General features: G+C 66.1%; 22 protein-coding genes. 9 read left to right on the top strand and 13 right to left on the bottom strand.

Annotation, left to right across the window (positions count from 1 at the left end; translation table 11 throughout):
- Nucleotides 1-38 precede the first annotated feature (38 nt).
- The gene (locus A5767_RS07580; protein ID WP_039958313.1) at nucleotides 39-962 is read right to left on the bottom strand and encodes a cation diffusion facilitator family transporter; all 924 of its coding nucleotides are present in this window, start codon (nucleotides 960-962) and stop codon (nucleotides 39-41) included.
- A gap of 206 nt (nucleotides 963-1,168) precedes the next feature.
- Here A5767_RS07580 and A5767_RS07575 point away from each other — a divergent pair, with 206 nt between their 5' ends.
- The 7 genes from A5767_RS07575 to A5767_RS07545 all read left to right on the top strand — a co-directional run bounded on the left by A5767_RS07575 (nucleotide 1,169) and on the right by A5767_RS07545 (nucleotide 8,802).
- Nucleotides 1,169-3,181 (top strand): cytochrome c oxidase assembly protein, encoded by a 2,013-nt coding sequence (locus A5767_RS07575; protein ID WP_006553265.1) that lies wholly within the window; start codon nucleotides 1,169-1,171, stop codon nucleotides 3,179-3,181.
- A 370-nt stretch (nucleotides 3,182-3,551) separates the two neighbouring features.
- Complete coding sequence (locus A5767_RS07570; protein WP_006553267.1) at nucleotides 3,552-4,214, top strand: M23 family metallopeptidase; 663 nt, start codon at nucleotides 3,552-3,554, stop codon at nucleotides 4,212-4,214.
- 36 nt (nucleotides 4,215-4,250) lie between these two features.
- Nucleotides 4,251-4,613 (top strand): BlaI/MecI/CopY family transcriptional regulator, encoded by a 363-nt coding sequence (locus A5767_RS07565; RefSeq protein ID WP_033098755.1) that lies wholly within the window; start codon nucleotides 4,251-4,253, stop codon nucleotides 4,611-4,613.
- Nucleotides 4,610-5,557: a M56 family metallopeptidase gene (locus A5767_RS07560; protein ID WP_006553269.1), complete on the top strand. Its 948-nt coding sequence runs from the start codon at nucleotides 4,610-4,612 to the stop codon at nucleotides 5,555-5,557. The genes A5767_RS07565 and A5767_RS07560 overlap by 4 nt, the downstream gene beginning before the upstream one ends.
- Before the next feature lie 111 nt (nucleotides 5,558-5,668).
- Nucleotides 5,669-7,447: an aa3-type cytochrome oxidase subunit I gene (gene ctaD / locus A5767_RS07555; RefSeq protein ID WP_039958315.1), complete on the top strand. Its 1,779-nt coding sequence runs from the start codon at nucleotides 5,669-5,671 to the stop codon at nucleotides 7,445-7,447.
- Between the two features lie 40 nt (nucleotides 7,448-7,487).
- Nucleotides 7,488-8,018 carry a hypothetical protein gene (locus tag A5767_RS07550; RefSeq protein ID WP_085989315.1) on the top strand — a complete coding sequence of 177 codons (531 nt, stop codon included), beginning with the start codon at nucleotides 7,488-7,490 and terminating at the stop codon, nucleotides 8,016-8,018.
- 148 nt (nucleotides 8,019-8,166) lie between these two features.
- On the top strand, nucleotides 8,167-8,802 hold the full coding sequence (locus A5767_RS07545) for an Rv2732c family membrane protein (protein ID WP_006553272.1): 636 nt from the start codon (nucleotides 8,167-8,169) through the stop codon (nucleotides 8,800-8,802).
- Between the two features lie 106 nt (nucleotides 8,803-8,908).
- Here A5767_RS07545 and A5767_RS07540 read toward each other — a convergent pair whose 3' ends face one another.
- Nucleotides 8,909-9,538: a vitamin K epoxide reductase family protein gene (locus A5767_RS07540; protein ID WP_006553273.1), complete on the bottom strand. Its 630-nt coding sequence runs from the start codon at nucleotides 9,536-9,538 to the stop codon at nucleotides 8,909-8,911.
- Nucleotides 9,535-10,206 carry a DsbA family protein gene (locus A5767_RS07535; protein WP_006553274.1) on the bottom strand — a complete coding sequence of 224 codons (672 nt, stop codon included), beginning with the start codon at nucleotides 10,204-10,206 and terminating at the stop codon, nucleotides 9,535-9,537. Before A5767_RS07535 ends, A5767_RS07540 begins: the two co-directional genes overlap by 4 nt.
- A 173-nt stretch (nucleotides 10,207-10,379) precedes the next feature.
- On the opposite strand from A5767_RS07535, the gene A5767_RS07530 reads away from it, so the two are divergent.
- Entirely contained in the window at nucleotides 10,380-10,949 is a 570-nt protein-coding gene (locus A5767_RS07530) for a copper resistance CopC family protein (protein WP_006553275.1), read from the top strand.
- A gap of 123 nt (nucleotides 10,950-11,072) precedes the next feature.
- Entirely contained in the window at nucleotides 11,073-12,308 is a 1,236-nt protein-coding gene (locus tag A5767_RS07525) for an Nramp family divalent metal transporter (RefSeq protein WP_006553276.1), read from the top strand.
- Nucleotides 12,309-12,342: 34 nt separating this feature from the next.
- Here the strand turns inward: A5767_RS07525 and A5767_RS07520 are convergent, their stop codons facing one another.
- The 10 genes from A5767_RS07520 to A5767_RS07475 form a co-directional block, all read right to left on the bottom strand.
- Nucleotides 12,343-12,615, bottom strand: a complete 273-nt coding sequence (locus tag A5767_RS07520) for a DUF4229 domain-containing protein (protein ID WP_006553277.1) — start codon at nucleotides 12,613-12,615, stop codon at nucleotides 12,343-12,345.
- A gap of 59 nt (nucleotides 12,616-12,674) precedes the next feature.
- Nucleotides 12,675-13,412: a DUF305 domain-containing protein gene (locus A5767_RS07515; RefSeq protein ID WP_033098562.1), complete on the bottom strand. Its 738-nt coding sequence runs from the start codon at nucleotides 13,410-13,412 to the stop codon at nucleotides 12,675-12,677.
- Nucleotides 13,405-14,112, bottom strand: a complete 708-nt coding sequence (locus tag A5767_RS07510) for a DUF3105 domain-containing protein (protein ID WP_033098563.1) — start codon at nucleotides 14,110-14,112, stop codon at nucleotides 13,405-13,407. Before A5767_RS07510 ends, A5767_RS07515 begins: the two co-directional genes overlap by 8 nt.
- 202 nt (nucleotides 14,113-14,314) lie before the next feature.
- Nucleotides 14,315-14,986, bottom strand: a complete 672-nt coding sequence (locus tag A5767_RS07505; RefSeq protein ID WP_006554177.1) for a M23 family metallopeptidase — start codon at nucleotides 14,984-14,986, stop codon at nucleotides 14,315-14,317.
- A 252-nt stretch (nucleotides 14,987-15,238) separates the two neighbouring features.
- Nucleotides 15,239-16,816 carry an apolipoprotein N-acyltransferase gene (gene lnt / locus A5767_RS07500; RefSeq protein WP_006554178.1) on the bottom strand — a complete coding sequence of 526 codons (1,578 nt, stop codon included), beginning with the start codon at nucleotides 16,814-16,816 and terminating at the stop codon, nucleotides 15,239-15,241.
- Nucleotides 16,817-16,885: 69 nt separating this feature from the next.
- Nucleotides 16,886-17,863 carry a c-type cytochrome biogenesis protein CcsB gene (gene ccsB / locus A5767_RS07495; protein ID WP_006554179.1) on the bottom strand — a complete coding sequence of 326 codons (978 nt, stop codon included), beginning with the start codon at nucleotides 17,861-17,863 and terminating at the stop codon, nucleotides 16,886-16,888.
- Nucleotides 17,864-17,866: 3 nt separating this feature from the next.
- Nucleotides 17,867-19,483, bottom strand: a complete 1,617-nt coding sequence (resB, locus tag A5767_RS07490) for a cytochrome c biogenesis protein ResB (protein ID WP_006554180.1) — start codon at nucleotides 19,481-19,483, stop codon at nucleotides 17,867-17,869.
- Entirely contained in the window at nucleotides 19,480-20,301 is an 822-nt protein-coding gene (locus A5767_RS07485) for a cytochrome c biogenesis CcdA family protein (RefSeq protein WP_006554181.1), read from the bottom strand. Before A5767_RS07485 ends, resB begins: the two co-directional genes overlap by 4 nt.
- Nucleotides 20,298-20,921: a TlpA disulfide reductase family protein gene (locus A5767_RS07480; protein ID WP_051121670.1), complete on the bottom strand. Its 624-nt coding sequence runs from the start codon at nucleotides 20,919-20,921 to the stop codon at nucleotides 20,298-20,300. Before A5767_RS07480 ends, A5767_RS07485 begins: the two co-directional genes overlap by 4 nt.
- Entirely contained in the window at nucleotides 20,918-21,550 is a 633-nt protein-coding gene (locus tag A5767_RS07475; RefSeq protein ID WP_006554183.1) for a TlpA family protein disulfide reductase, read from the bottom strand. Before A5767_RS07475 ends, A5767_RS07480 begins: the two co-directional genes overlap by 4 nt.
- Nucleotides 21,551-21,861 lie beyond the last annotated feature (311 nt).

Raw genomic sequence — 21,861 nt, 5'->3', positions numbered from 1 at the left:
CGTGTTCGTCCCAGGGACTCCTGGTGGGTCTGTGGAGGTCACCACGAGAGTTCGCGACAGCGTCCCTCGCCGTCGTGGGGTTCGACCTGCAGGGTGGCGTGTTCGAGGCCGAAGCGTTCCGCCAACAAGGTTTGTGCCGCTGTGAGCACGGCTGTGGAGTCCGCGTCGGATTCGGTGACCAGATGTGCAGAGGCCACTTCCATGCCCGAGGTAAGAGTCCAGACGTGCAGGTCGTGGGATTCATGGACTCCAGGAAGGGCATTAAGGGCGGCGTTGACCTCGGTGATGTCGATACTCTTCGGGGCTTGTTGGAGCAGTATGCCGATCGCGTGTCGGCCGAGATTGTAGGCCCGGGGCAGGACGAAGAGTCCGATGGCGACACCGATGAGCGGGTCGGCGTACCGCCAGCCGAACACGATGGTCACCACACCGCTGATAAGCACGCCGACCGAACCGAGCATGTCGGCCAGGACTTCGAGGTAGGCCCCGCGGACGTTGATGCTCTCCTTGGCGCCGGCGCGCAACAGGAGAAACGAAATGACGTTCATGGTGAGGCCGACCACGGCAACGATGGTGACGGGCAGGCCGGGGACTTCGGGTGGGGCGGACAGTCGTTGGAGGGCTTCGTAGAGAATCCAGAGGGCGACGCCGAACAGCAGGAGTGCGTTGAGCAGGGCGGCGAACACTTCGGTGCGGTACAGGCCGAAGGTCCGGTCCGGTCGGGTGCGGGCACGCTGGGCGACGGTGATAGCGGTGACGGCCATCAACACGCCGAACACGTCGGTGAACACGTGCGCGGAGTCGGAGAGCAAGGCCAGCGACGAGGTGGAGAGTCCGACGACGACCTGGAGCACAAAGGTCACCAGGCCCAGGGCCACGGCGATCCACAACCGTCGGACGTGTCGGCCGGAGGCGCTGGTGGCTTGGGCGGGCGAGAGGCCGTGTCCGTGTCCGTGGCTCATCGTTTTCCTTTCTCAAGACACCGACATCATATAGTCATATGCGCATGAATATATAGGATGGTCGCGAAAATTGGATCGGCACGATCAACTATCCTTCATAGTATTTCGGCGGCGAGGCGCGGCCTGCAGGTTCGGCCGGCGGGAACGGGCGAACAACGGACGAGGTGAGGTTTTCCGTGGCAGGTACCAGTAGAGCTGTAGTCGGCATGATGGTCTCTTGGACGGCAGGCGCGGCCCTGGTGGCGGCCGCCCTGGCGGCCGTGTCGAGCAGCGAGGTTCTGCGGTTGCTCGGGCTGCCGGATCCAGGAGTGCTCACGAGATACGGACTCCCGGCCGCCACCGCGATAGGGGAAGTGGCGGCGGTGGTGATGATCGGGTCGTTGCTGGTGGCGGCGGTGCTGGTACCACCACAGCGTTCCGGGCTGCTCGATGTCGACGGTTACCGCGCGGTGCGGACTGCGGGCGCGGCTGCAGCGCTATGGGCAGGATCGGCGCTGGTGCTGATTCCTCTGTCGTTGTCGGACACCTCCGGCCAACCACTGAGCACCGTGTTCGCCGATCCGGTTCCGTTCGTGCAGTCGGTGGGGCAAATCGAGGCATCCACCGCCTGGCTGTGGACCGCGTGTATGGCTGCCGCGGTGGGGCTGGGATGCCGCCTCATTCTGCAGCACCGGTGGACACCGTTGTTGCTGGTCCTGGCGGTAGGGAGCCTGATGCCACGCGCGTTGACGGGACATTCCGCCGGGGGCGGATCGCATGATCTTGCCACCAACAGCCTGATACTTCATCTGGTGGCGGCCGGACTGTGGGCCGGGGGATTGGCAGCGTTGGTGTTGCACGCCGTGCGTGGTGGCGGACATCTCGATGTCGCCACACGCCGGTTCTCCGCGCTGGCGACGGTGGCATTCGTGGTGATGGCTGCGTCGGGAATAATTAATGCTCTGGTGCGGGTTCCGCTTCGGGAGTTTCTGTCCGGCCCCTACGGACTTGTGGTCCTGGCCAAGGTCGTCGCACTCGGTGTAGTGGGGTGGCTGGGCTGGCGCCAACGGACGGTGGCGATCACGGCTCTGGCCGCCGACGCGTCGAATCGGGGGACGTTCATACGCTTGGCGGTAATCGAATCTGCGGTCCTGACGGCCACGATTGGACTCGGGGTGGCGTTGGGCCGTACTCCGCCGCCATTGGGCGAACGTCGCGAACCCAGCCTGGTCGACGAAGTCTTGGGGTACGGGTTCGATGGTGCCCCGACGCTGGGCAGGTTGCTGACGGAGTGGCGGTTCGATCTGTTACTGGGAACCGCAGCGGTCGTGCTGGCAGCGCTCTACCTGCTGGGAGTGCGGAGGCTACGTGCAGTGAGGCAGCCGTGGCCGGTCCGGCGCACCGTGTCCTGGCTTCTCGGCTGTCTAGTGTTGCTTCTGGTGACATCCTCCGGGGTCGGGCGCTACGCCCCGGCGGCGTTCAGCGTGCACCTGCCCGCATCCGCAGCGCTGGCGATCGTGGTGCCCATGTGCTTGGTTCTGGGCGCTCCGCTCACCTTGGCGGCCCGCGCGGTTCGCTCCGGCCCCAGCGATGCAGTTCCAGGAGCCCGCGACTGGATGCGGGCGATTTTCGCCAGCACCGCACTGCGATGGGTGACCCATCCCCTGGTGGCCGCGGTGGTGCTCGTGGGCACCTTCTACCTGTTGTATCTCGGAGGACTGTACGACGGCGGCTCCTACCCGGGACGCATGGTGCTCGATATGTGGTTGCTGGCGGTGGGGTTGGTCTTCTTCTGGGTCACCGTCGGGATCGATCCTGTCCCCGTGCCGCAGGGACCGTTGACGCGCGTGGGAGCAGTGGCGGTCGCGCTGGCCGGCTACGCGTTCTTTCTGGTCGCCCTGATCATGGCGGATTTTGTGATCGCCGCCGAGTTCTATACCTCACTGCAACTGGGTTGGTTCGACGACTTGGCTGCCAATCAGCGACTCGGTGGAAACCTGGCGTGGGCCGTCGGCGAGCTACCGCTGCTACTGGCCACCGTGCTCGCGCTCGTGCGATGGAGTTCGATCGAAAACCAGCGTGCCCGGAAGCGGAACGACCAGGTCGACCGCGAGGGAGATCGCGAACTGGCCGCGTACAACGCGATGCTGAACGGACTGCACCCACACTCTCGTACCGCGGCAGCAGCCGACGCCGCTGACTCCGGCCACGACCCCAAGCGCGAATCGGAGACCGGGTAACGATCCGGTATTGAAACTATGCAGAATAGTAGTAACGTGTCGGTGTCCGTCACCGTTTCGTTATCACGCGAGCGGGTGCCTTCTTGAGGATGCGATCTTGGCCCGACACCGTAAACCAGAGCCCCAACTCGTCGTTCCCCGCCGCTCTGACTGTAGTACTGCAGCGTGGCCTGTTCCCGAGCCGACCGATCCCATCGACGCAGGTCGCGATGACGCTGCTTTCCCGACGACAGTGGCTGTCCTGGACCCGGCAGAACGTCTCGATATCGAGCATCGGGATGCCCTTGCCGAGCATGCGGACGCCCTCGCCCCGAGGCCGATCCGAAGCAAAGGCGCGCATCGCCGAACGAGCCCAGGAACCAGCGGACGCGTGCTGGCCGTGTCGGTAGCGGCAGGCGCGCTGCTGGCAGCAACGACCTCGAGCGCCCATGCCGCCTCGGTCCCTCCCACGGTCAGCGACGAGATCGAGGCCGCGTCGCAACCCTCAGCCCCTACGGATGTGCTACCCCAGGCCCCCCAGGTGTTGCAGGCCGTGCAGGTGCCGATGCTGGCAGACTTCGCGGATCAACTCGACCGGGCACGGATCCGGGAGGAGCGCCGACTCATGCAAGAGGCCGAGGCGCGCCGCCCAAAAACGCTGATGCCTGTCAGTGGCACGCTCACGTCGAACTTCGGACCCCGCTGGGGCACGAGCCACTACGGGCTCGACATCGCCAACTCGATCGGCACCCCGATCGTCTCGGTGACCGATGGCACGGTACTCGAGGCCGGTCCCGCCTCCGGCTTCGGACTGTGGGTACGAATCCTGCAGGACGACGGCACGATCGGGGTGTTCGGGCACATCGATCAGGCCTTGGTTTCTGCAGGTCAGCGCGTGCGAGCCGGGGAACAGATCGCCACCGTGGGCAATCGGGGACAATCGACCGGGCCACATCTGCACTATGAAGTGTGGGGACCGGACGGCCAGAAGGCCGATCCCATGGCATGGTTGAACGCACGAGGGGTTCAGATCGCGTCAGATGCACGCACATAGATAAGGGATAATCGGCGAATGTCTGCGAGGGAAGCCATACACAGGTTGGGGGGTCTCGAAGCCGAGGTGATGAACGAACTGTGGTCGACCGACGAGCCACAGTCGGTCCATGGCCTGGTCGAACGGCTTCGCGATCGCAAGGAATTCGCCTACACCACCATTTTGACCGTGGTCACCCATCTGTATGAGAAGGGCTGGGTGCAGCGAGAAAAACGCAGTCGCGCCTACTACTATTCGCCCTCACGCAGCCGGGAGGAAGCCACCTCCGAGGCACTGCGCGCCCTGCTCGACAGCAGCACCGACCCCAGCGCGGTGCTGCTGCATTTCGCCAAGACGGTCAGCGACCGCGAATACGATGCCCTGCGCCGGGGCTGGACGGGCCGGGCCGCCGACCAATGACATTGGCCCTGGTCCTGTTGCTCGGCGCCGCCCTGATCTCGATGGCGGCCCCGCGAATGCTCGGTCCGCTCGCCGCCACCTCCGTGCCTCCCGGAGTCCTGCTGGCGGCGTGGCTGGGCAGCATAGCCGGGGCCTTGTTCTTCGGCGCCTCCGCGGTGGTCACCTTGGCCTGGCCCGACCATGCGCCTGCCGAGACCGCGGTCGAGGCCGTGGTGCGGTGTCTGTCCGCGGTTTCCCACGCGATGCAGCCGTGGATCACCGAAACCCTGGCCGCTACCGGAGCCCTGGCCCTGCTCACCATAACCGTGCGAGCCGTGATCCTGGGTCGGCGGTACACCAGAGAACAAACCCGTCTACTCGACTACCACCGTGATGTGGTCTCCATCGTCGCCCACTCCCGCGACGACGGTGTGATGTGGCTGGCGCACCCGATGCCAATGGCCTACAGCGTGGCCGGCCGACCCGGATTCGTGGTGGCTACCGACGGACTCTCGCAGTGTCTGAGCGGTTCCGAACGCGATGCTGTCCTGGCCCACGAGCGGGCACACCTGCGAGGCAGTCACCACCTGATCGTCACCACATGTGACATCTTGGCCGCGGTGCTTCCGGCAGTGCCGTTGTTCGCCGCCGCCCCGGCCGCGGTCAAAACCCTGGTCGAACTGACCGCTGATCAGCACGCTGCCCGCGCCACCAGCACGGCGACGGTGTGCTCGGCGCTGACCGTGGTCTCCGCTTCGACATTGCCGCAGCCGGCCGGGACCTTGGGGTTGAGCAACGAGATCTCGCTGCGACTGCTCAAGCTGCGCGTGAGCTGGCGGACGCGGTGCCCGAAGGTGTCGTACGCCACAGCTGCGGCGTTGTCGATGGCGATGCCTGTCGCTACCGCGCTGGTCGGGCTGGCGGCGACCTCCGCGGCCGTGTGCCTGACCCTCGCTCAGGCATGATCCGGCACGGGCGACCGAACCGACCCTAATTACTATGCAGCATAGTAATTAGGTACGCTCGAGGGCGTCTCATCACCGTGCGCTCGCGCGAAACTTCGGATCGGACAGCACATGACCGCTCTCGCCCCGCCACCCTGGCCTGCCGCTACCCGCCCCATGCCGGCGCGGCGCGGCCCCAAGGGTGCGTTCATCCACAAAATGATCACCACGACCGACCCGAAAGTACTGGGTCAGATGTACCTGGTGACCGCGTTCGCGTTCTTCGCGATCGGAGGCCTGATGGCCCTGATCATGCGCAGCGAACTGGCCGCGCCGGGTCTGCAGTTCCTCTCGAATGAGCAGTACAATCAGCTGTTCACCATGCATGGCACGATCATGCTGCTGATGTACGCCACTCCTGTGGTGTTCGGCTTTGCCAACTACATCCTTCCACTGCAGATCGGCGCGCCCGATGTCGCATTCCCCCGGCTGAACGCCTTCAGCTACTGGCTGTATCTGTTCGGATCCCTCGTTGCAGTCGGCGGCTTCATCACCCCCGGCGGCGCCGCCGACTTCGGCTGGACCGCGTATGTGCCTTTAAGCACGGAAGTGCACTCCCCCGGCATGGGCGCAAATCTATGGATCGTGGGCCTGGCCATCTCAGGACTGGGCACCATCCTGGGCGCAGTCAACTTCATCACCACCATCGTGTGTATGCGAGCCCCCGGCATGACGATGTTCCGGATGTCGATCTTCACTTGGAACATTCTCGTCACCTCCATCCTGATCCTCATCGCCTTTCCGCTGCTGACCGCAGCGTTGATGGGGCTGCTATACGACCGGGTACTCGGCGGTCACCTCTTCGATCCCGCCACCGGCGGAGTGATGCTCTGGCAGCATATGTTCTGGTTCTTCGGTCATCCCGAGGTCTACATCATCGCGCTGCCGTTCTTCGGCATCGTCTCCGAGATTTTCCCGGTGTTCTCCCGGAAGCCGATCTTCGGTTACACCGGCCTGATCTACGCCACCCTCGGCATCGCGGCCCTGTCGATCGCGGTGTGGGCGCACCACATGTATGCCACCGGCGCGGTGCTGCTGCCGTTCTTCTCGTTCATGACCTTCCTGATCGCCATCCCGACCGGAGTGAAGTTCTTCAACTGGATCGGCACCATGTGGAAGGGGCAGTTGACTTTCGAATCACCGATGTTGTTCTCCGTGGGTTTTTTGATCACCTTCCTCTTCGGCGGCCTGTCGGGCGTGATCCTGGCCTCCCCTCCTATGGACTTCCAGCTGCACGATTCGTACTTCGTGGTGGCGCACTTCCACTACGTCGTGTTCGGCACCGTGGTGTTTGCGACCTATGCGGGTATCTACTTCTGGTTTCCGAAGATGACCGGTCGAATGCTCGACGAGCGCCTAGGCAGGTGGCATTTCTGGTTGACATTTCTGGGCTTCCATTCCACCTTTCTCGTCCAGCACTGGCTGGGCAATGAAGGCATGCCCCGCCGGTACGCCGACTACCTGCCCTCGGACGGATTCACCACCCTGAACACGATTTCGACGATCGGATCTTTTGTCCTCGGTGCCTCGGTGTTGCCATTCGTGTGGAACATCTTCAAGAGCTACCGCTACGGGCAGATCGTCACTGTCGACGACCCCTGGGGCTACGGCAACTCGCTCGAATGGGCGACTACCTGCCCGCCGCCGCGACACAACTTCACCGAACTGCCGCAGATCCGCTCCGAACGGCCGGCGTTCGAGCTGCACTACCCGCACATGGTCGAACGCATGAGGGCCGAGGCACACGTGGGTTTCGGTGGTGCGCCCAGGAGCACCGAAATCGCTAAGCGTGAGCTTGCCGAACCGCGGAGCACCGGCGAGGCCTCGGCACGCACCGATACGAAGGAATAAATCGTTCGCCGTCTCGGCGCCGAAAGATCGGAAAATACCGTTGAAGACCAACATGCCGGTGGTGACCGTGCCGGCAACAGACCGAGCCACCGCGGCATTGGCCGACTGGCTCATCCGAGACCTGACCGCCGTGACGCTCGAGCATGCAGGGCTTCCGGATCCTCAACGGTTACGTCGCCTGCCGCCGATCACCGCCGCGCACATCGGCAAGCCGGGTAAGTTGCGCCGACATGTGCGTGCGTTGGAACATGTTCTCGGGCAGGTGGATCGGCATCTTCGTGCCGGTGCGCACCTGCGCGAGCATGGCCTAGGAACCGAGTCGGTACCGGCCGTGCCGACAGAGCTCTTCGACGTGGCGGCGGACCTGGCCGGCACCGTCGTCGAGCGTGGCAGTCCGGCTGCGGCACTGGCCAATCGGGCGGTGCTGCTCGCGGCCGGAGTTATCGGCCGGGGGCTGGGGGTAGTCGATGCCTCCGCGACCTGGTCCGCTACCGCGGGGTCGTATTGCGCGATCATTGCGCAGTTGTGGCGGGACGAGCCCCAGGCACAGGTGCTGGTCGATCCCGGGTAGAGGGCTGGTGCCTGGTCCGAGGGGTGCGGGTACCTGCGCCGGTCGGTCCTCGGACGGATCGGGCTGGATCCATCCGAGGGCCGACCGGTCTGCTCCGCTTTGGACGGTCGCGGTCACCGGAACATTTTCCCAGGGCGGAGGTCGAGTTATGAGCGAGTCGGGTGACCGTAGTGATCCGGACGAGGTACAGCCCGGCGACGAGTCGACTGTCTACCCCGATCCGGTCCACCGTCGACAGGAGCTGGCGGCCGCCGAAAAGAGGGTCGCCGGACAGATCGATCCCGGGATGCGTGCGGTGGTGGTCGCTGCAGTGGTGGTGGTGGTGGCGGTCTCGTTCTCACTTCCGCACAACGGTGGCGCCAACGGCTGGCAGGTGCTGGCCGGCTCTACGGTGGCACAGGCCGAAACCATCACCCTTCCTTCGCGGATCTTTTTGGTGCTGGCAGCGGTGTTCGGGATCGTGCTCTCGATGCTGGCGCTGGTGACCCGACGATGGGTGCTGGCCTGGTTTGCCAGCGCCGGGTGCACGCTGGCGATCGTGTTCGGTGTGCTTGCCGTGTGGTCGCGGCAGACCCTCGATCCCGTCGCCGGTGGGGCCGGCCCGGGCATCGGCTTGTTTTTGGGGTGGGGAGCGATGACCGTCCTGGCGTACCACTGGATCAAGGTGGTTTGGGCGCGGTCGTCGCAGATGGTCGAGGCCGAGGCTGCCCGTCGGGCTGCCGAATCCGAGCTGCCCGAGCAGTACCTGCACCGGCTTCCTCCACCACGCGAGGACGGCACGTAGTCGTCCGAGCATTCCCGCGCGCCTCGCAAAAGGTACCTCGCGATGGGGAGAATATCGCTCGATGCGCCGTGAGTGAGCGGAGGCTGCCGCTACCCGGAAACTTTTGTCAGATCAGGGTTTGCCAGTACGGCCAGAAGGCGTGCGCTACCAGGGCGGATACAGTCAGCGTCCAGACGGTGGGGACCACTGCATGCAGCCGGTGCAGCCGCTGCCATGACCGCAACGGTCGATGTTTTTGCACCGCCTCGAGGTGCAGCAGGCAATACCACCAGCCGAGCACGCTGACCAGCCACACCACCATGCAGTACGGGCACAGCGCTTCGATCCGGTAGAGGCTCTGGAAAATCAGCCAGTGCACGAAGGCGACCGCCGCGGTCAGGCCGGCGAACAGGCCGTTCCAATACCAGCGGGGCACGCCGGCCCCGGCCAGGACCGCTACGGCGGTGGTCAGTACGACCGTGAAACCGATGACGCCCAGCAACGGATTAGGGAAGCCGAACAGTTCCGCTTGCCACGAGGTCATGATCGACCCGCAGCTGATGACCGGGTTGATGCTGCACGAGGGCCGATAGGCCGGATCGGCCAGCACGGCGAACTTTTCGACGGTGAGTACCAGCGAGGCTAGTAGCCCCGCTGCGCCGCAGACAACGAGGATCCAGCCCACCCCCGTGCTGCCGAGCGTCCGACCCGACGCCTCGTCGGTGGCAGGCGCCGCCGGACGCGTCGGGGCGCTCACTCGGCCAGCGCCGCGTCGATCCGGGCCCGTAGCTGTTCGTAGGTGGGCATGGGGGGCAGCTCGACGCCGTTGAGGAACAGGGTGGGTGTGCCTTGTACACCGAGGGTAAGACCGTCGTCGAAGTCCCGGTCCACGCGCGCGCTGACGGTGGGATCGTTGACGTCCCGCTCGAATGCGGCCATATCCAGGCCCAGTTGTTCGGCAAAACCCCAGAATACTTTTTCCTGGGACTGGCTCGACTCGCCCCACTGTGCCTGGGTGTCGTACATGAGCTGATACATCGGCTCGAGACGCCCTTGCCGGGCCGCGGCTTCGACGACCCGTGCGGCCAGATGGCTGTTGGTGTGGCTGGGAATGGGGAAGTAGCGGATCCCAAAGTCGATCCGCCCGACGTACTCGTTGCGGATTTGTTCCATCACCGGGTACAAGGCCCGGCAGGACTCGCATTCGAAATCAAGGAATTCGACGAGTTGGACCTTGTCGTCGGGGGCCGTGGACAAGGTACGGATATCTGGGGTCCACACCGGTGCCGTGGCAGCGCCGGGCGCCTCTTGGCCAGTCGTCCCGGCGTTCGTCCCGGCCCTATTGGTGTAGAGCAACACCGACAACAACACCACGAACAGGGCGACCAGAGCCGCGGACACTTTCACATTGGTCGTCAGTTTCATATTCTCGTCCGTCTCGGTGTCTGAGCGAGCCGGTAGCGTCACCGACCAACCGTAAAACTACGGTACATAGTAGATGGGCTAGGGTAGACCCCGATCAGCACCCTTTGCGTTCTCTCGACAGGCCACCGCGCCGGACGCTGCGCCGGGGTAGGGAGCCGAGAAAGTATGTTCCCATGACCAGACTCATCACGATCTTCGCCGCGGCCGCCGCGGTGCTGCTCCTCGGCGTCGCGCCCGCGCAAGCTCACAGCATGTTGATCGGTTCGACTCCCGCCGCCGACGCCACGGTGGCAAGTTCCCCGGACGGAATCGAACTCGAGTTCAACCAACCCATCAACACCGCTTTCGCCACCGTGACACTTACCGACAGTTCGGGCACTCAACGGGGAAGCTCCGAGGCGATTGTCGACGCAGAACGGGTGCGGCTGGCCATCCCGGAGCCCTTGACCGCAGGGGAGTATACCGTCGGCTACCGGGTCGTCTCCGCCGACGGCCATCCCATCACCGGTTCCTACGCCTTCACCGTCACCGCGGCGGCCGGGCAGACACCGACCTCCGAGGCTCAGGAGGCGTCCCCCTCGTCGGGCGCAGCCGAGCCCGAGACCACCGAAGCGCAGGTTGCCCCTGAGGACTCACAGTCCTCAGGCTCGTCGATTCCGTTGCTGCTGGGGTTCGCAGTACTGGGGGTGCTGGTCATCGCCGGGGGCACCTGGGCGGCAATGCGCGCCTTCCGGAAGAGCTGACACCGGACTCGGCGAGGAGGTGCTGCCCGCAGTCATCTCCTCGCCGGGACTCTGTGCACACCGCGACTTCTTGAAATTTCGGTTCCCCTGACTTTTAATTCAGGGAAACCTTTTGGAGGGCGGATGACGCTGACGCGCAATGTCGGGCCAGTGCAACGGTGGCGCCGTGGGACTCTTCTCGGACCGGCATTCGTCGCCTCTATCGCCTACGTCGATCCGGGCAACGTGGCCTCCAACGTCAGTGCCGGGGCCCAGTTCGGTTATCTGCTGGTGTGGGTCATCGTGGTGGCCAATGTCATGGCCGCGCTGGTGCAGTACCTGTCCGCCAAACTCGGTCTGGTCACCGGCAGGTCGTTGCCCGAGGTGCTCCGCGAGCGCATGTCCCTACCGGCGCGCTTGGCGTACTGGGGACAGGCGGAACTGGTCGCCATGGCTACCGACCTGGCCGAGGTCATCGGCGGCGCCATCGCCCTGAACCTACTGTTCGATCTCCCGCTACTGACGGGAGCGTTGATCACCGGAGCGGTCTCGTTGCTCTTGCTGCTGGTGCAGGACACGCGTGGTCAGCGCGGTTTCGAACGGGTCATCACCGGTCTGTTGCTGGTCATCGCGATCGGGTTCGTCACCAGCCTTTTCGTTGCCCCGCCCCCCGCCCACGCCGTGGCCGCAGGACTCGTGCCGCGCTTCGACGGTGCCGAATCGGTGCTGCTCGCGGCGGCCATGCTCGGTGCGACCGTGATGCCGCATGCGGTGTACCTGCACTCGGGACTGGTCCGGGATCGTCACGGTCATCCCGAGCCCGGTCCGCGACGGGCCGTGCTGCTGCGGGTCACACGCTGGGATGTCGGACTGGCCATGGTGGTGGCGGGCACGGTGAATCTGGCCATGTTGCTCACGGCCGCGACAACGTTGCAGGGCCGGGAGGGGGTCGATTCGATCGAGGAGGCGCACACGGCGCTGGGCCTAGAACTCGGCTCGACGGTAGCGCTGCTGTTCGCGCTGGGCCTGTTGGCCTCCGGGTTCGCGTCGACCTCGGTGGGTGCCTACGCTGGGTCCTTGATCATGGACGGGCTGCTGCGCAGACGGATACCGCTGCTGGCGCGGCGCTTGATCACCCTGGTGCCGGCGTTGGTGGTGGTCGCGCTCGGGACGGATCCGACCCGGGCCCTGGTGCTCTCGCAGGTGGTGCTGTCGTTCGGTATTCCTTTTGCGTTGATCCCTCTGGTGCGTCTGACCAGCGATCGGGCGCTGATGGGCATCGACGTCAACCATCGGCTCACCACCATGGTGGCGTGGGTTATTGCTGCCACGATCACGGCGCTCAATTTGGTGTTGATCTATTTGACGGCGCGGCCTTGACTGCGTCCGTTCCGAAACATCGGATTGATGAGGATCAGGGCCGGGGCCGTTTCGGTGGGTATTTTCGCTGGTTATCGATGATGCGGATCTCGTCGTTGATCCGGGTGCGCAGCCGATGCAGGGCTACCAGCGACACTGCTATCCCGGCGAGTACACCGACAAGGAGCGTCCACGTCAGCGACACCTCGAGTCCGAGAAGGTGGACGCCGGCCACCGCGGCGCCGGCGCAGCCGGCGACCACCGCCAGACGGACTGCGGTGTAGAGGAACACCAGGCGGGACACCCGCATGGTCGACGACTGTTTCATGATCGCTCCTGAGCGCCGACCCGGGACGGTGCCGGTCCGGGTCCTGGCAGTTTCGCCGGTCAGTTCATCGGTAAGGGTGCGGCGCCGTGGGCCGTAAGTAGTTGCTGCATCGTCGTCGATTCGGCTTGCTGGGTGTCGGCGATCTGTCGGGCCAGCGTCGTGACCACTTGTTCGGTGGCGTTGGCCGCGGCGTAGCGTGCCATCGGCAGGCCGCCTTGATGGTGCCGAAGCAGCAGTTGCAGGTACAGGGTGTCGAATGCGGGGCCGGTGGTGCGTCGTAGCGTGTCGAGTTCGGAGGTGGTGGCCATCCCGGGCATCCGTGGTCCTTGGATGGCCGATCCGGGCGGCATCGCCGCGTGCTCGGTCATACCTGCCGCCGTCCCGGCGCTGTCCTCGGTAGCGCGCATCCAGGTCATCGGTTCCCCGGCCGCCTGCAGCGGTCGGTCCCATACGGCCAACCAGCCCTGCATCGTGCCCCATTGGCCCTGCTGGGTGGTGAGCACGTCGTAGGCGAGGGTGCGGACCGCCGGGTCGGTCGCGTTGGTCAGCGCCATGGCCGACATTTCTACCGCCTGGCTGTGGTGCACCGACATGTCCTGGGCGAAGCCAACCTCGACCGAGTCCTGTGCAGGTGGCTCGGGATGACCGCCTCTCAGTCCCGAGGCACCGATACCCAGATAGAGACCGACGACGAGCGCGAACACACCCACGGCGAGCGTGCGGCCGAGCCTGGCCCATCCACCGGCAGCGGGAGCGGCGGGGGCAGTGAGGACGGGAGTGTCGTCGGACTCAGCCATTGCCGGGTCCGAGGTTCGAGCCTGTCGCCGGGGCGGCGGGGGCAGACTGCTGGCCCACGGTCATGGGGACGGCGTCCGGCCCCGGCGCGGACGCATCGAACGGCGGCGGAGCGCTCGGATCGAAACTGCCTGGAGTGGTGGAGCAGGTGGCACCTGCCTCGGGGTGGGTGTTGGGGTTTCGGCGCAAGGCAGTGATGAACTGGGCGAGTCGATCGTCTTCGGAGTCATCGAGCGCGAGGCGGTGGCCCCAGGACTGCACCGAGATCGGGGATGGCAAGCCCGGATAGGGCGACATCAGGGTGTAGGGCTGGCCGTCGACCTTCGCCTCCAATGTTGACACCTCGTCCCCGGTGACCTTCTGCGGGTCGTACGTAATCCACACCGCGCCGTGTTCGAGCGAATGCACCGCGTTCTCGCTGCGGATCGGTTCGGAATAAACCGTGCCGGTACAGGTGGCCCAGTACTGATCGTGTGGGCCCCCCATCGGGGGAGTCTGGTCGTAGGCCACCCGTTGCGGTGCCTGCACATGCGTTCCGGCCGGGTAGTCGATCTTCTCCACCCCGTCGATCACCGCAGACGGATCGGGGTTGTCCGCACTGGGCACGTACTTCTGGGCCTCGGTGCGTTCGGAGATCTTCGGGACGAGGTTGTACGCGATGGCCCCGATCAGGGCGATGATCACCACGGCAGCGCCGATCATCGGCCACGGCACCCGGTGCGAGTCGGCTAGGAGGAGCGGTCCCGGTCGCTTTCGGGGCGTCTGCGACTTCGGTTTGTCTGAGCTGTTCACCGCGTTTGCCTTCCTCGGCACCGATAGGCCGTCGCCCTACCGTAAATACTATAAATCATAGTTTTCCACGTGGGGGCCGTCGGAGGCTGCCATCGCCGAGCCGACGCGGCGGCTATGCCATCCGCGACAGGTCTGTCGGGGGTACACCCCGTTGCTGCAGCCACTGGGTCGGATCTACCTTCGTACCGGCCGGATCGGTGGTTTCGAAGTGCAGGTGCGGACCGGTGGACTGACCACGATTGCCGACGGTGGCGATCTGCTCACCGGCTTGCACACGCTGATCTACCTCAACCAGCGTTTCGTTGATGTGGCCATAGGTGCTGGTGGACCCGTCATCGTGCCGGACCTGGACCCACAGACCGAACCCGGAGGCCGGGCCGGAGTCGATCACGGTGCCCGAGGCGGCAGCATAGACCGGGGTGCCGATGCTGTTGGCGATGTCCAGACCGGCGTGGGACGAACCCCATCGCGGTCCGAACGCGGAGGTCAAGGTGCCCGAGACCGGAGCGACGGCGAGGGGCTGCAGTGTCGGTGTCGCCCAGGAGGCTGCGTTTGTCGGCACCGCTGAGCTCGACGGCAGGGCCGGAACAGTGGCGGCAGGGGACACTACCGCGGGAAAACCCGGAACCGCGGCAAGTTGGTCGAGCGCCGCCTCGACCTCCGGCAGAGCGGCCAGTGCTGCGAGTTCGGCTGGCAACGGGACCGGTGCAGGCGCGGCGGCATGCACACCACCCGAGGTCGGCTGGGCAGCCGCGGTGCCCGGAGCGAGAATCTGAGATCCCACGATCAGCAGTGCGCCGGTCGCGACCGACGATGCACATGCCCCGGTCGTGGCGCGGTTCGTCGGCGCCCGGTGCCGCCCCCGGCGTCCTTCGGATCCTGGCGCGGAACCCGGTTCTATATCGGTAAGGTAACGGATTTGGTTCCGGGTTGATGCATGGTGCCGTCCCACAATAACGCTCCTGACATGCTCTTTCGATGTAGATCCGCCGTTGCCGCGACGGGTAAGATAACGAAACGATATACTAAGAAGGCGCTAAAAACTACCTGTCTTAGTAATTGGGTGGGTGTGGGCCTTCTGGCGACCGATGAGCAGGATCCACATCACGGCCGCGGCGGCGAGCACCTCAGGGCCCGAACCGAGCCGGGTCGCCCAGGTCAGTCGGGTACCCAGGGGCAGCTCACCGACGAGGACGTCGGCGGTGAACATCGCACTGCGGTTGGTGACCGCGCCGTCGGGAGTGATCAGAGCGCTGACGCCGCTGGTAGCCGCGACCACCACGGACCGCCCGTGCTCTACCGCCCGTAGCCGAGACATGGCCAGCTGCTGGTAGGTCATCTCGGTGCGGCCGAAGGTCGCGTTGTTGGTGGGCACTACCAGCAACTGGGCGCCTGCCCGCACCGACTCGGCAACCGCATCGTCGAAGGCAACCTCGTAACAGGTCGCCACCCCCACCGGTACGCCGTTGAGCTCGACCCGGCCGGTACCGTCTCCGGGGATGAACCGGCCTGCCTGCGCGGCCGCCGGCCACAGGCGCTCGATCACCGGGCGCAGCGGCAGATATTCCCCGAATGGCACCAGGCGCCGCTTGAGGTGCCGGGCCCCGGGACCTGTCACCGGATCCCACACCAGCGCACTGTTACCGCTGGTGCCGTCCCCGTTGTCGAGCACGGCACCGACGAGGATGGGCACGCCGATGGCGGCAGCGGCCTCATCGAGCTCGGCGTGGGCATCGGCCTGACGCAGCGGATCGATGTCCGAGGAGTTCTCCGGCCACACCACCAGCTGCGGCCGGGGCGCGCGACCCGACGCCACGTCGACGGCAAGTCGTTCGGTCGCCGCGACGTGATTGTCGAGCACGGCCCGACGCTGGGCGTTGAAATCGAGCCCCATTCGCGGCACGTTGCCTTGCACGGCCGCGACCGTGACCGTCGATGCCGGGAAGCGGGCGGAGTCGCGCATCCCGACGAGCGGTGCCGCCGCAAATGCGACCGCTGCCAGCAGCATCGAACCCATCGCGACCGCAGGCCGCCGCTCGCGCGCAGCGATCACGGTTGTGACCACCGCGGTGCCGATCACCGCGACGGCGAAGCCCACACCGGCAGGCCCAGCAAGGGAAGCCAGCTGCAGAAGTGGCCCCTCGGCTTGCCCGAAGGCCAGCCGTCCCCACGGAAATCCTCCGAACGGAATCCGTGCGCGTATTGCTTCGGTGACCACCCAGGCGGCGGCAATCGATACCGGGGCCGCCGGGCGGCGGCTGAGCGCCGCGGCCAGGGCGCCGAATATCCCGACCGCGAGCGCCTCGATCGCTGCAAGCGCCAACCAGGGCACTGGTCCGACGTAGACACCGACCCAGGGCAGCAAGGGCAGAAAGAACCCCAACCCGGCCAGGTAGCCGTAGCCGAAGCCGGCGCGCCTGCGTCGGCCGTGCAGTACGGCGGTGAGCACGGCAATGGCGAGCGGGGCCAACCACCATCCCGTGCGGGGTGGGAAACTGGCATAGAGCATCAGCCCGGCCAGAATCGATGCCGCACTACGCACCGGCACCGACAACTCCGGTCCGCGGCGGCGCACCGAGGTAGGGAGCGCCACGGTGGTGGCCCCCTCACTCATCGACGAGTTCCCTCCTATTAGGCGGACGCGCAGACCCCTGTACACACAGGTACACATGCCCAGGGTGTGTCAGTTCAGTCCGGCATAGGAGTGCAGCCCCGAGACCACCATGTTGATGATGAACAGGTTGAACAGCATAGATACGAACCCGGCAATGTTGATCCAGGCCGCGCGGGTTTCCCGCCAGCCGGCGGTGGCCCGGGCGTGCAGGTAGGCGGCGTAGATCACCCATGCGATGAACGAGACGGTTTCTTTCGGGTCCCAGCCCCAGAACCGGCCCCAGGCGGCTTCGGCCCAGATCGCGCCGAGGACGACCCCGGCACCGAACAAGGGGAACGCGAAGATCGTCGTGCGGTAGGCGAGACGGTCGAGGGCGCGGGCGTCGGGGAGCCGTTGCATGAGTCGGGCCAGCCGGGTATCCGGGCGTTTTTCGGCGTTCAACGCCAGCAGAAACAGCGTGCTGGCCACCCCGGAGACGAGGAAAACTCCGCTCGAGACGGACACGACCGAGACGTGGATCGGCAGCCAGAAAGACTGTAGCGCCGGCACCACCGGGGCGGCATCGGCGTAGAGCACGGTGCCAGCGACGAACAGCAGGATCAGCACCGGGATCAGCGCGAATGCCCACAGCACGCGCAGCGCCGGGCGGCGCAGCACGATCAGCCCGGCAAGTACGCCCACCGCGCAGGTGACGGTGACGAACTCGTACATGTTGCCCCAGGGGAAACGCGCGGTGGCCAGCCCGCGCAGCACCATCGAACCAACGTGCAAGATCAGGGCGATCACGAGGACGCTGACGCCCATGCGGCCGAGCCGGTCCGAAAGGTCCCGCCGGGGTGGCTCGGCGACCCGGCCCGGCCTGTCGGCGGGGACCGCAGAGGTGGTAGAAGTGGCAGAGGTGGTGGCGGCCGCGAGGATGGGTGCGGTACGGCGCACCCGCACGGCCGCGAATTCGGCGATGAACAGCACCAGCGCCAGTAAGTAGATGGCGAAGGCTGTTTCGAAGCTCAGGTCGGAGTAGCGGGCGAGGGTGTCGTCAATCGGCATACGCTATCGGTCTTCCTTCGGAGCAGAGGGCACATCGGGTAGCAGGCGCTGACAGATGTCGGTGAACTCCGAACCCCACCCGGCCTGGTCGGTACGGGCCAATCCCCCCAGTTCGAGGGCGGTGCCGGCGCCGTCAGGGCGCAACCGCACCCAGATCCGGCGGCGCTTGATCACCAGCGAGGCCAGAAGTCCGCCCATCATGGTGATTGCGAAGACCAGCACCCAGTTCTGCGCGGGATCATGAGAGACCTGCAGGTAGGCGAATTCCTCGGCGCCGTCGAACCGTACCGCGGTACCGTCGGCCAGGGTCGTGGACTCGCCGGGCTTCAGGTTGACGCGGTCCTGTTTGACCAACCGGCCCTGATTGATCATTTCGGAGTTCAGCTTGAAGATCGACTGCGGAATGCCGGTATCCAGGCCGGTATCGCCCTTGTAGATGTCGATGGCCACGGCCGGATCCAACATGTCGGGGAACACCGAGGTCAGCAAGGTGCCGTCGAACGCTGCGGTGGGCGCGAACAGCCCTTCGAGCGCGATCTGGTTGCGGCGGCGCTCGTCCGGATCCGGGTAGGTGCCGCCGGGCGGATCGAAACGCAGGGCGCCGCTGCTGAGGAACGTGGTGGCGTCCTCGGGGGCGAACTGCAATGTTTCGGTGCGCGATTGTCCGTCGGGGAAGGTCACGGTGAACCGGGGCGCGTAGCCGTGGCCGGTGAGGTAGACCCGTTCGTTGCCCAGGCGCAGCGGTTCGTTGACCCGCAGTCGGTGCTGCTGCCAGCGGTCGGTGCCCAAGTCCTCTCCGTTTTGGTAGGAGATGTTCGAGGTGAACATCTTCGCTTGGCCGTTGTCGAGGTAGTCGGCGGAAAAGTCCTCGACCCTGACGCAGAAGGGCTCGAGTCCGGTGCCGTCGGTGGCGGTACCGGCTCGGAACGAGTCGTACACCGCCGGGGAGGTGTTGCAGAACCCGGGACCGCCGTCGGCGATGACGATCACCGCGCCCTCGTACCCGAACAACCGGCCGGTGGCCACCGCCACCAACAACCCCACCAGGGAGAAGTGGAAGACCAGGTTGCCGGCCTCGCGCAGGTAGCCCTTTTCGGCGGAGATCGACCGGTGCCCGTCGTCGCCGGTGCGGGTGACCGTTCGCCACCGGCGCAGCACGGTCTGTACCTGCTCGAGAGTGTCGTCGATGGGAGTGTCGAGTTTTCCCTGGTGGTGGTGCGGCAGCCGGGACAGATTGCGCGGTACCGCGACCGGCTCACTGCGCAGCGCCCGCAGATGCTCGCGCAGGCGCGGGAGCAGACATCCGATGAGCGAGATCATCAGCAGCGCGTAGATGGCGGTGAACCAGAAGCTGGCGAACACGTCGAACATTTCGAGTCGGTCCAGGAGCGGGCCGAGAACCGGGCGGGCGGCGATGTACTCGTCGACCTTGCCGACGTTGAGGTTGCGTTGCGGGAGCAGCGCCCCGGGGATCGCGGCGACCGCGAGCAGGAACAGCAGCACCAGGGCGGTGCGCATCGAGGTGAGCTGACGCCACAGGTTCCGGGCCTGGGCGAGGGCGCGGCGCCACGGAGGAGGACTCGGTAGCGGTGGTGCCGGATTCCGGTCGGTGAGGGTCATATCGGTAGCACCACGCTGGTGACGAACTCATCCCGGATCCACGCGATGAACAACTCCCATGCCCCGGTCAGCAGAGCGATGCCGACCGCGAGGAGCATCACGCCGCCGACGATTTGAATGGTGCGAGAGTGGCGGCGCAGCCATCCGACACCGCGCAGGGCCGAGGACGAACCGAACGCCAAGGCGATGAACGGCAGTCCCAGTCCCAGGCAGTACGCGACGATCAACAGCACTCCGCGGGCGGCGGTGGTGCCTTCGGTGCCGGCCGCCACAGACAGCACCCCGGCCAACGTCGGGCCCAGGCACGGTGTCCACCCCAGCGCGAAGACCCCACCGAGCAGCGGGGCGCCGGCGAGTGAGGAGATGCGCCGGGGCGCAAAACGGGTGTCCTTCTGCAATGCCGGAATCAGGCCGATGAAGGCCAGGCCCATCACGATGGTGATCACCCCGCCGAGGCGTTGGAGCAGTTCCTGGTTGATCCGCAGTGCCCCGATCACCCCGAATACCGAGGCGGTGGCCAGCACGAACACCACGGTGAAACCGGCGACGAACAGGCCGGCGGCGCCGGTGACCCGCCACCGGCCCGTGGTGTGTACCCCGGCGGTGCCTACACCGGCAGGGGTCAGGGCCGGTGCTTCGGCGCCGGAGACGCCGGCCAGATACGACAGGTAGCCGGGCACCAGGGGCACCACGCACGGAGAGGCGAACGAGATCAACCCGGCCAACAGACAGGCGCCCACCGCCAACAGCAGCGGCCCGGACGCGGCCGCGGTCTGGAAACTCGCCCCGATTCCCTGCGCGAGCACAGTCACGGTCACTGTTCGGCCGCCACGCGTTCGATGACCGGTTGCAGGTCCTCGGTCAGCAGGGCCCGCAGGAACACCGCCGCGACGCGATGCTGCCGGTCGAGGACGAGCGTGGACGGGATGACGCTGGTGGGAAAGGCGCCACCGAGGGCGGTCAAGGTCGCCATCGGCGGGTCGTAGATCGATGGGTAGGACACATTGTTGTCGATCACGAAGTCCTGGGCCTTGTCGCGCTGGGGATCGCGGACGTTGATACCGAGAAACTGCACTCCCAGATCCTGGGTGGCTGCGTAGGCGCGCTCGAGATCGTCGGCTTCGCTGCGGCACGGGGCGCACCACTGTCCCCACAGGTTGAGCACGACCACCTGGTCGGCGTAATCGGCCAGGTCGACGGTGACGCCGTCGGTCATCAGGTCCGGGCCGGAGAGCGCGCCGAGGGTGCCGCGGTCGGCCGGCGGATCGTAGAAAATGTCGGTCTGTCCACCGGGGGCGACGAAATCGAAGGTGCCACCCTGGGCGACGGCGTCGGAGCCGGTGCCGCAGCCGCTCACCCCCACCAGCACCACCACGGCCAGGACCACTCGGCCCAGCAGTCGAGACGGCCGGCCGCCTGTCGGCTTTACGCCGGTCATCGCAGCAGCCCGTTCACCGCGGCACGGACCTGGTCCGGGCCTGTGAACACCGCGGGCTCGGCGATCCGGTCCACCGAACCGTCGCGCTGCAGAAGGAAGGTCAGCGGCAACACGGGTGGGCCGGCCAGTGCCTGCTGTGCCCGGTCGTCGGTGTCGACGAACGAGGGGTAGCCGATGCGCAGGTCGGTCATCAGCGTCGCGGCGGAGCCCGCGGTGTCCTGCACGTTGATCCCGATCACCCGCACCGCGCCGGGCTCGCGGGCGTAGGCATCGAGCACGGGCATTTCTTCCCGGCACGGTCCGCACCACGAGGCCCACACGTTGAGCAGGGCCGGTTCCCCGGCCAGGGCGCCGCCGAGATCGACGGGGCGGTCCGAACCCAGGCACCGCACCGTCACCTCCGCCAGGGGACCTGCAGCCCCGATGCCCGTGCCGGTCGGGCAGGGCGGGGTCGCGCCCGGGTCGGGCAGAGCGTTGCGTGCCGGGGCGGGGCGGGCGGATACCGCGGTCGGCTGTAGCCCGGAATCGGCTGGGGTCACGGTGTCGTCCTCCCGTTGGGGCCACAGCGCCACCACGAACGCGACGATCACGAACAGACACGTGATCGACCATGCGGCTCTGGTAGACATGTGGCCCCTCTCCGTTGTCGTCCGACCGAAATACTACGCGAGATAGTATTTCGATCGGACGACCGGTCGGGATCAGCAGCACATCATCGACGCACACATCTGGCATGCGCCGCTGAGCATCATCACGTGGCAGTCCCACAGCGCCTGCAAATTCGCAATCATTTCCTGCATGTTTCACCTCCTCCTCGATCGCGATGCGCCGCTTTCGCGCATCTACTATCTCCGTACGTAGATAGTAGATGTAGACGGGAACGCTGGTCCTGGGCTCGTCCAGCAAGGAAGCGTTCATGCCGAAAACGACCGGTTCACCT

It is taken from the genome of Rhodococcus sp. 852002-51564_SCH6189132-a (assembly GCF_001665495.1).
Taxonomy (GTDB): domain Bacteria; phylum Actinomycetota; class Actinomycetes; order Mycobacteriales; family Mycobacteriaceae; genus Rhodococcus; species Rhodococcus pyridinivorans.
This window is presented reverse-complemented; position numbering and strand designations above follow the sequence as displayed.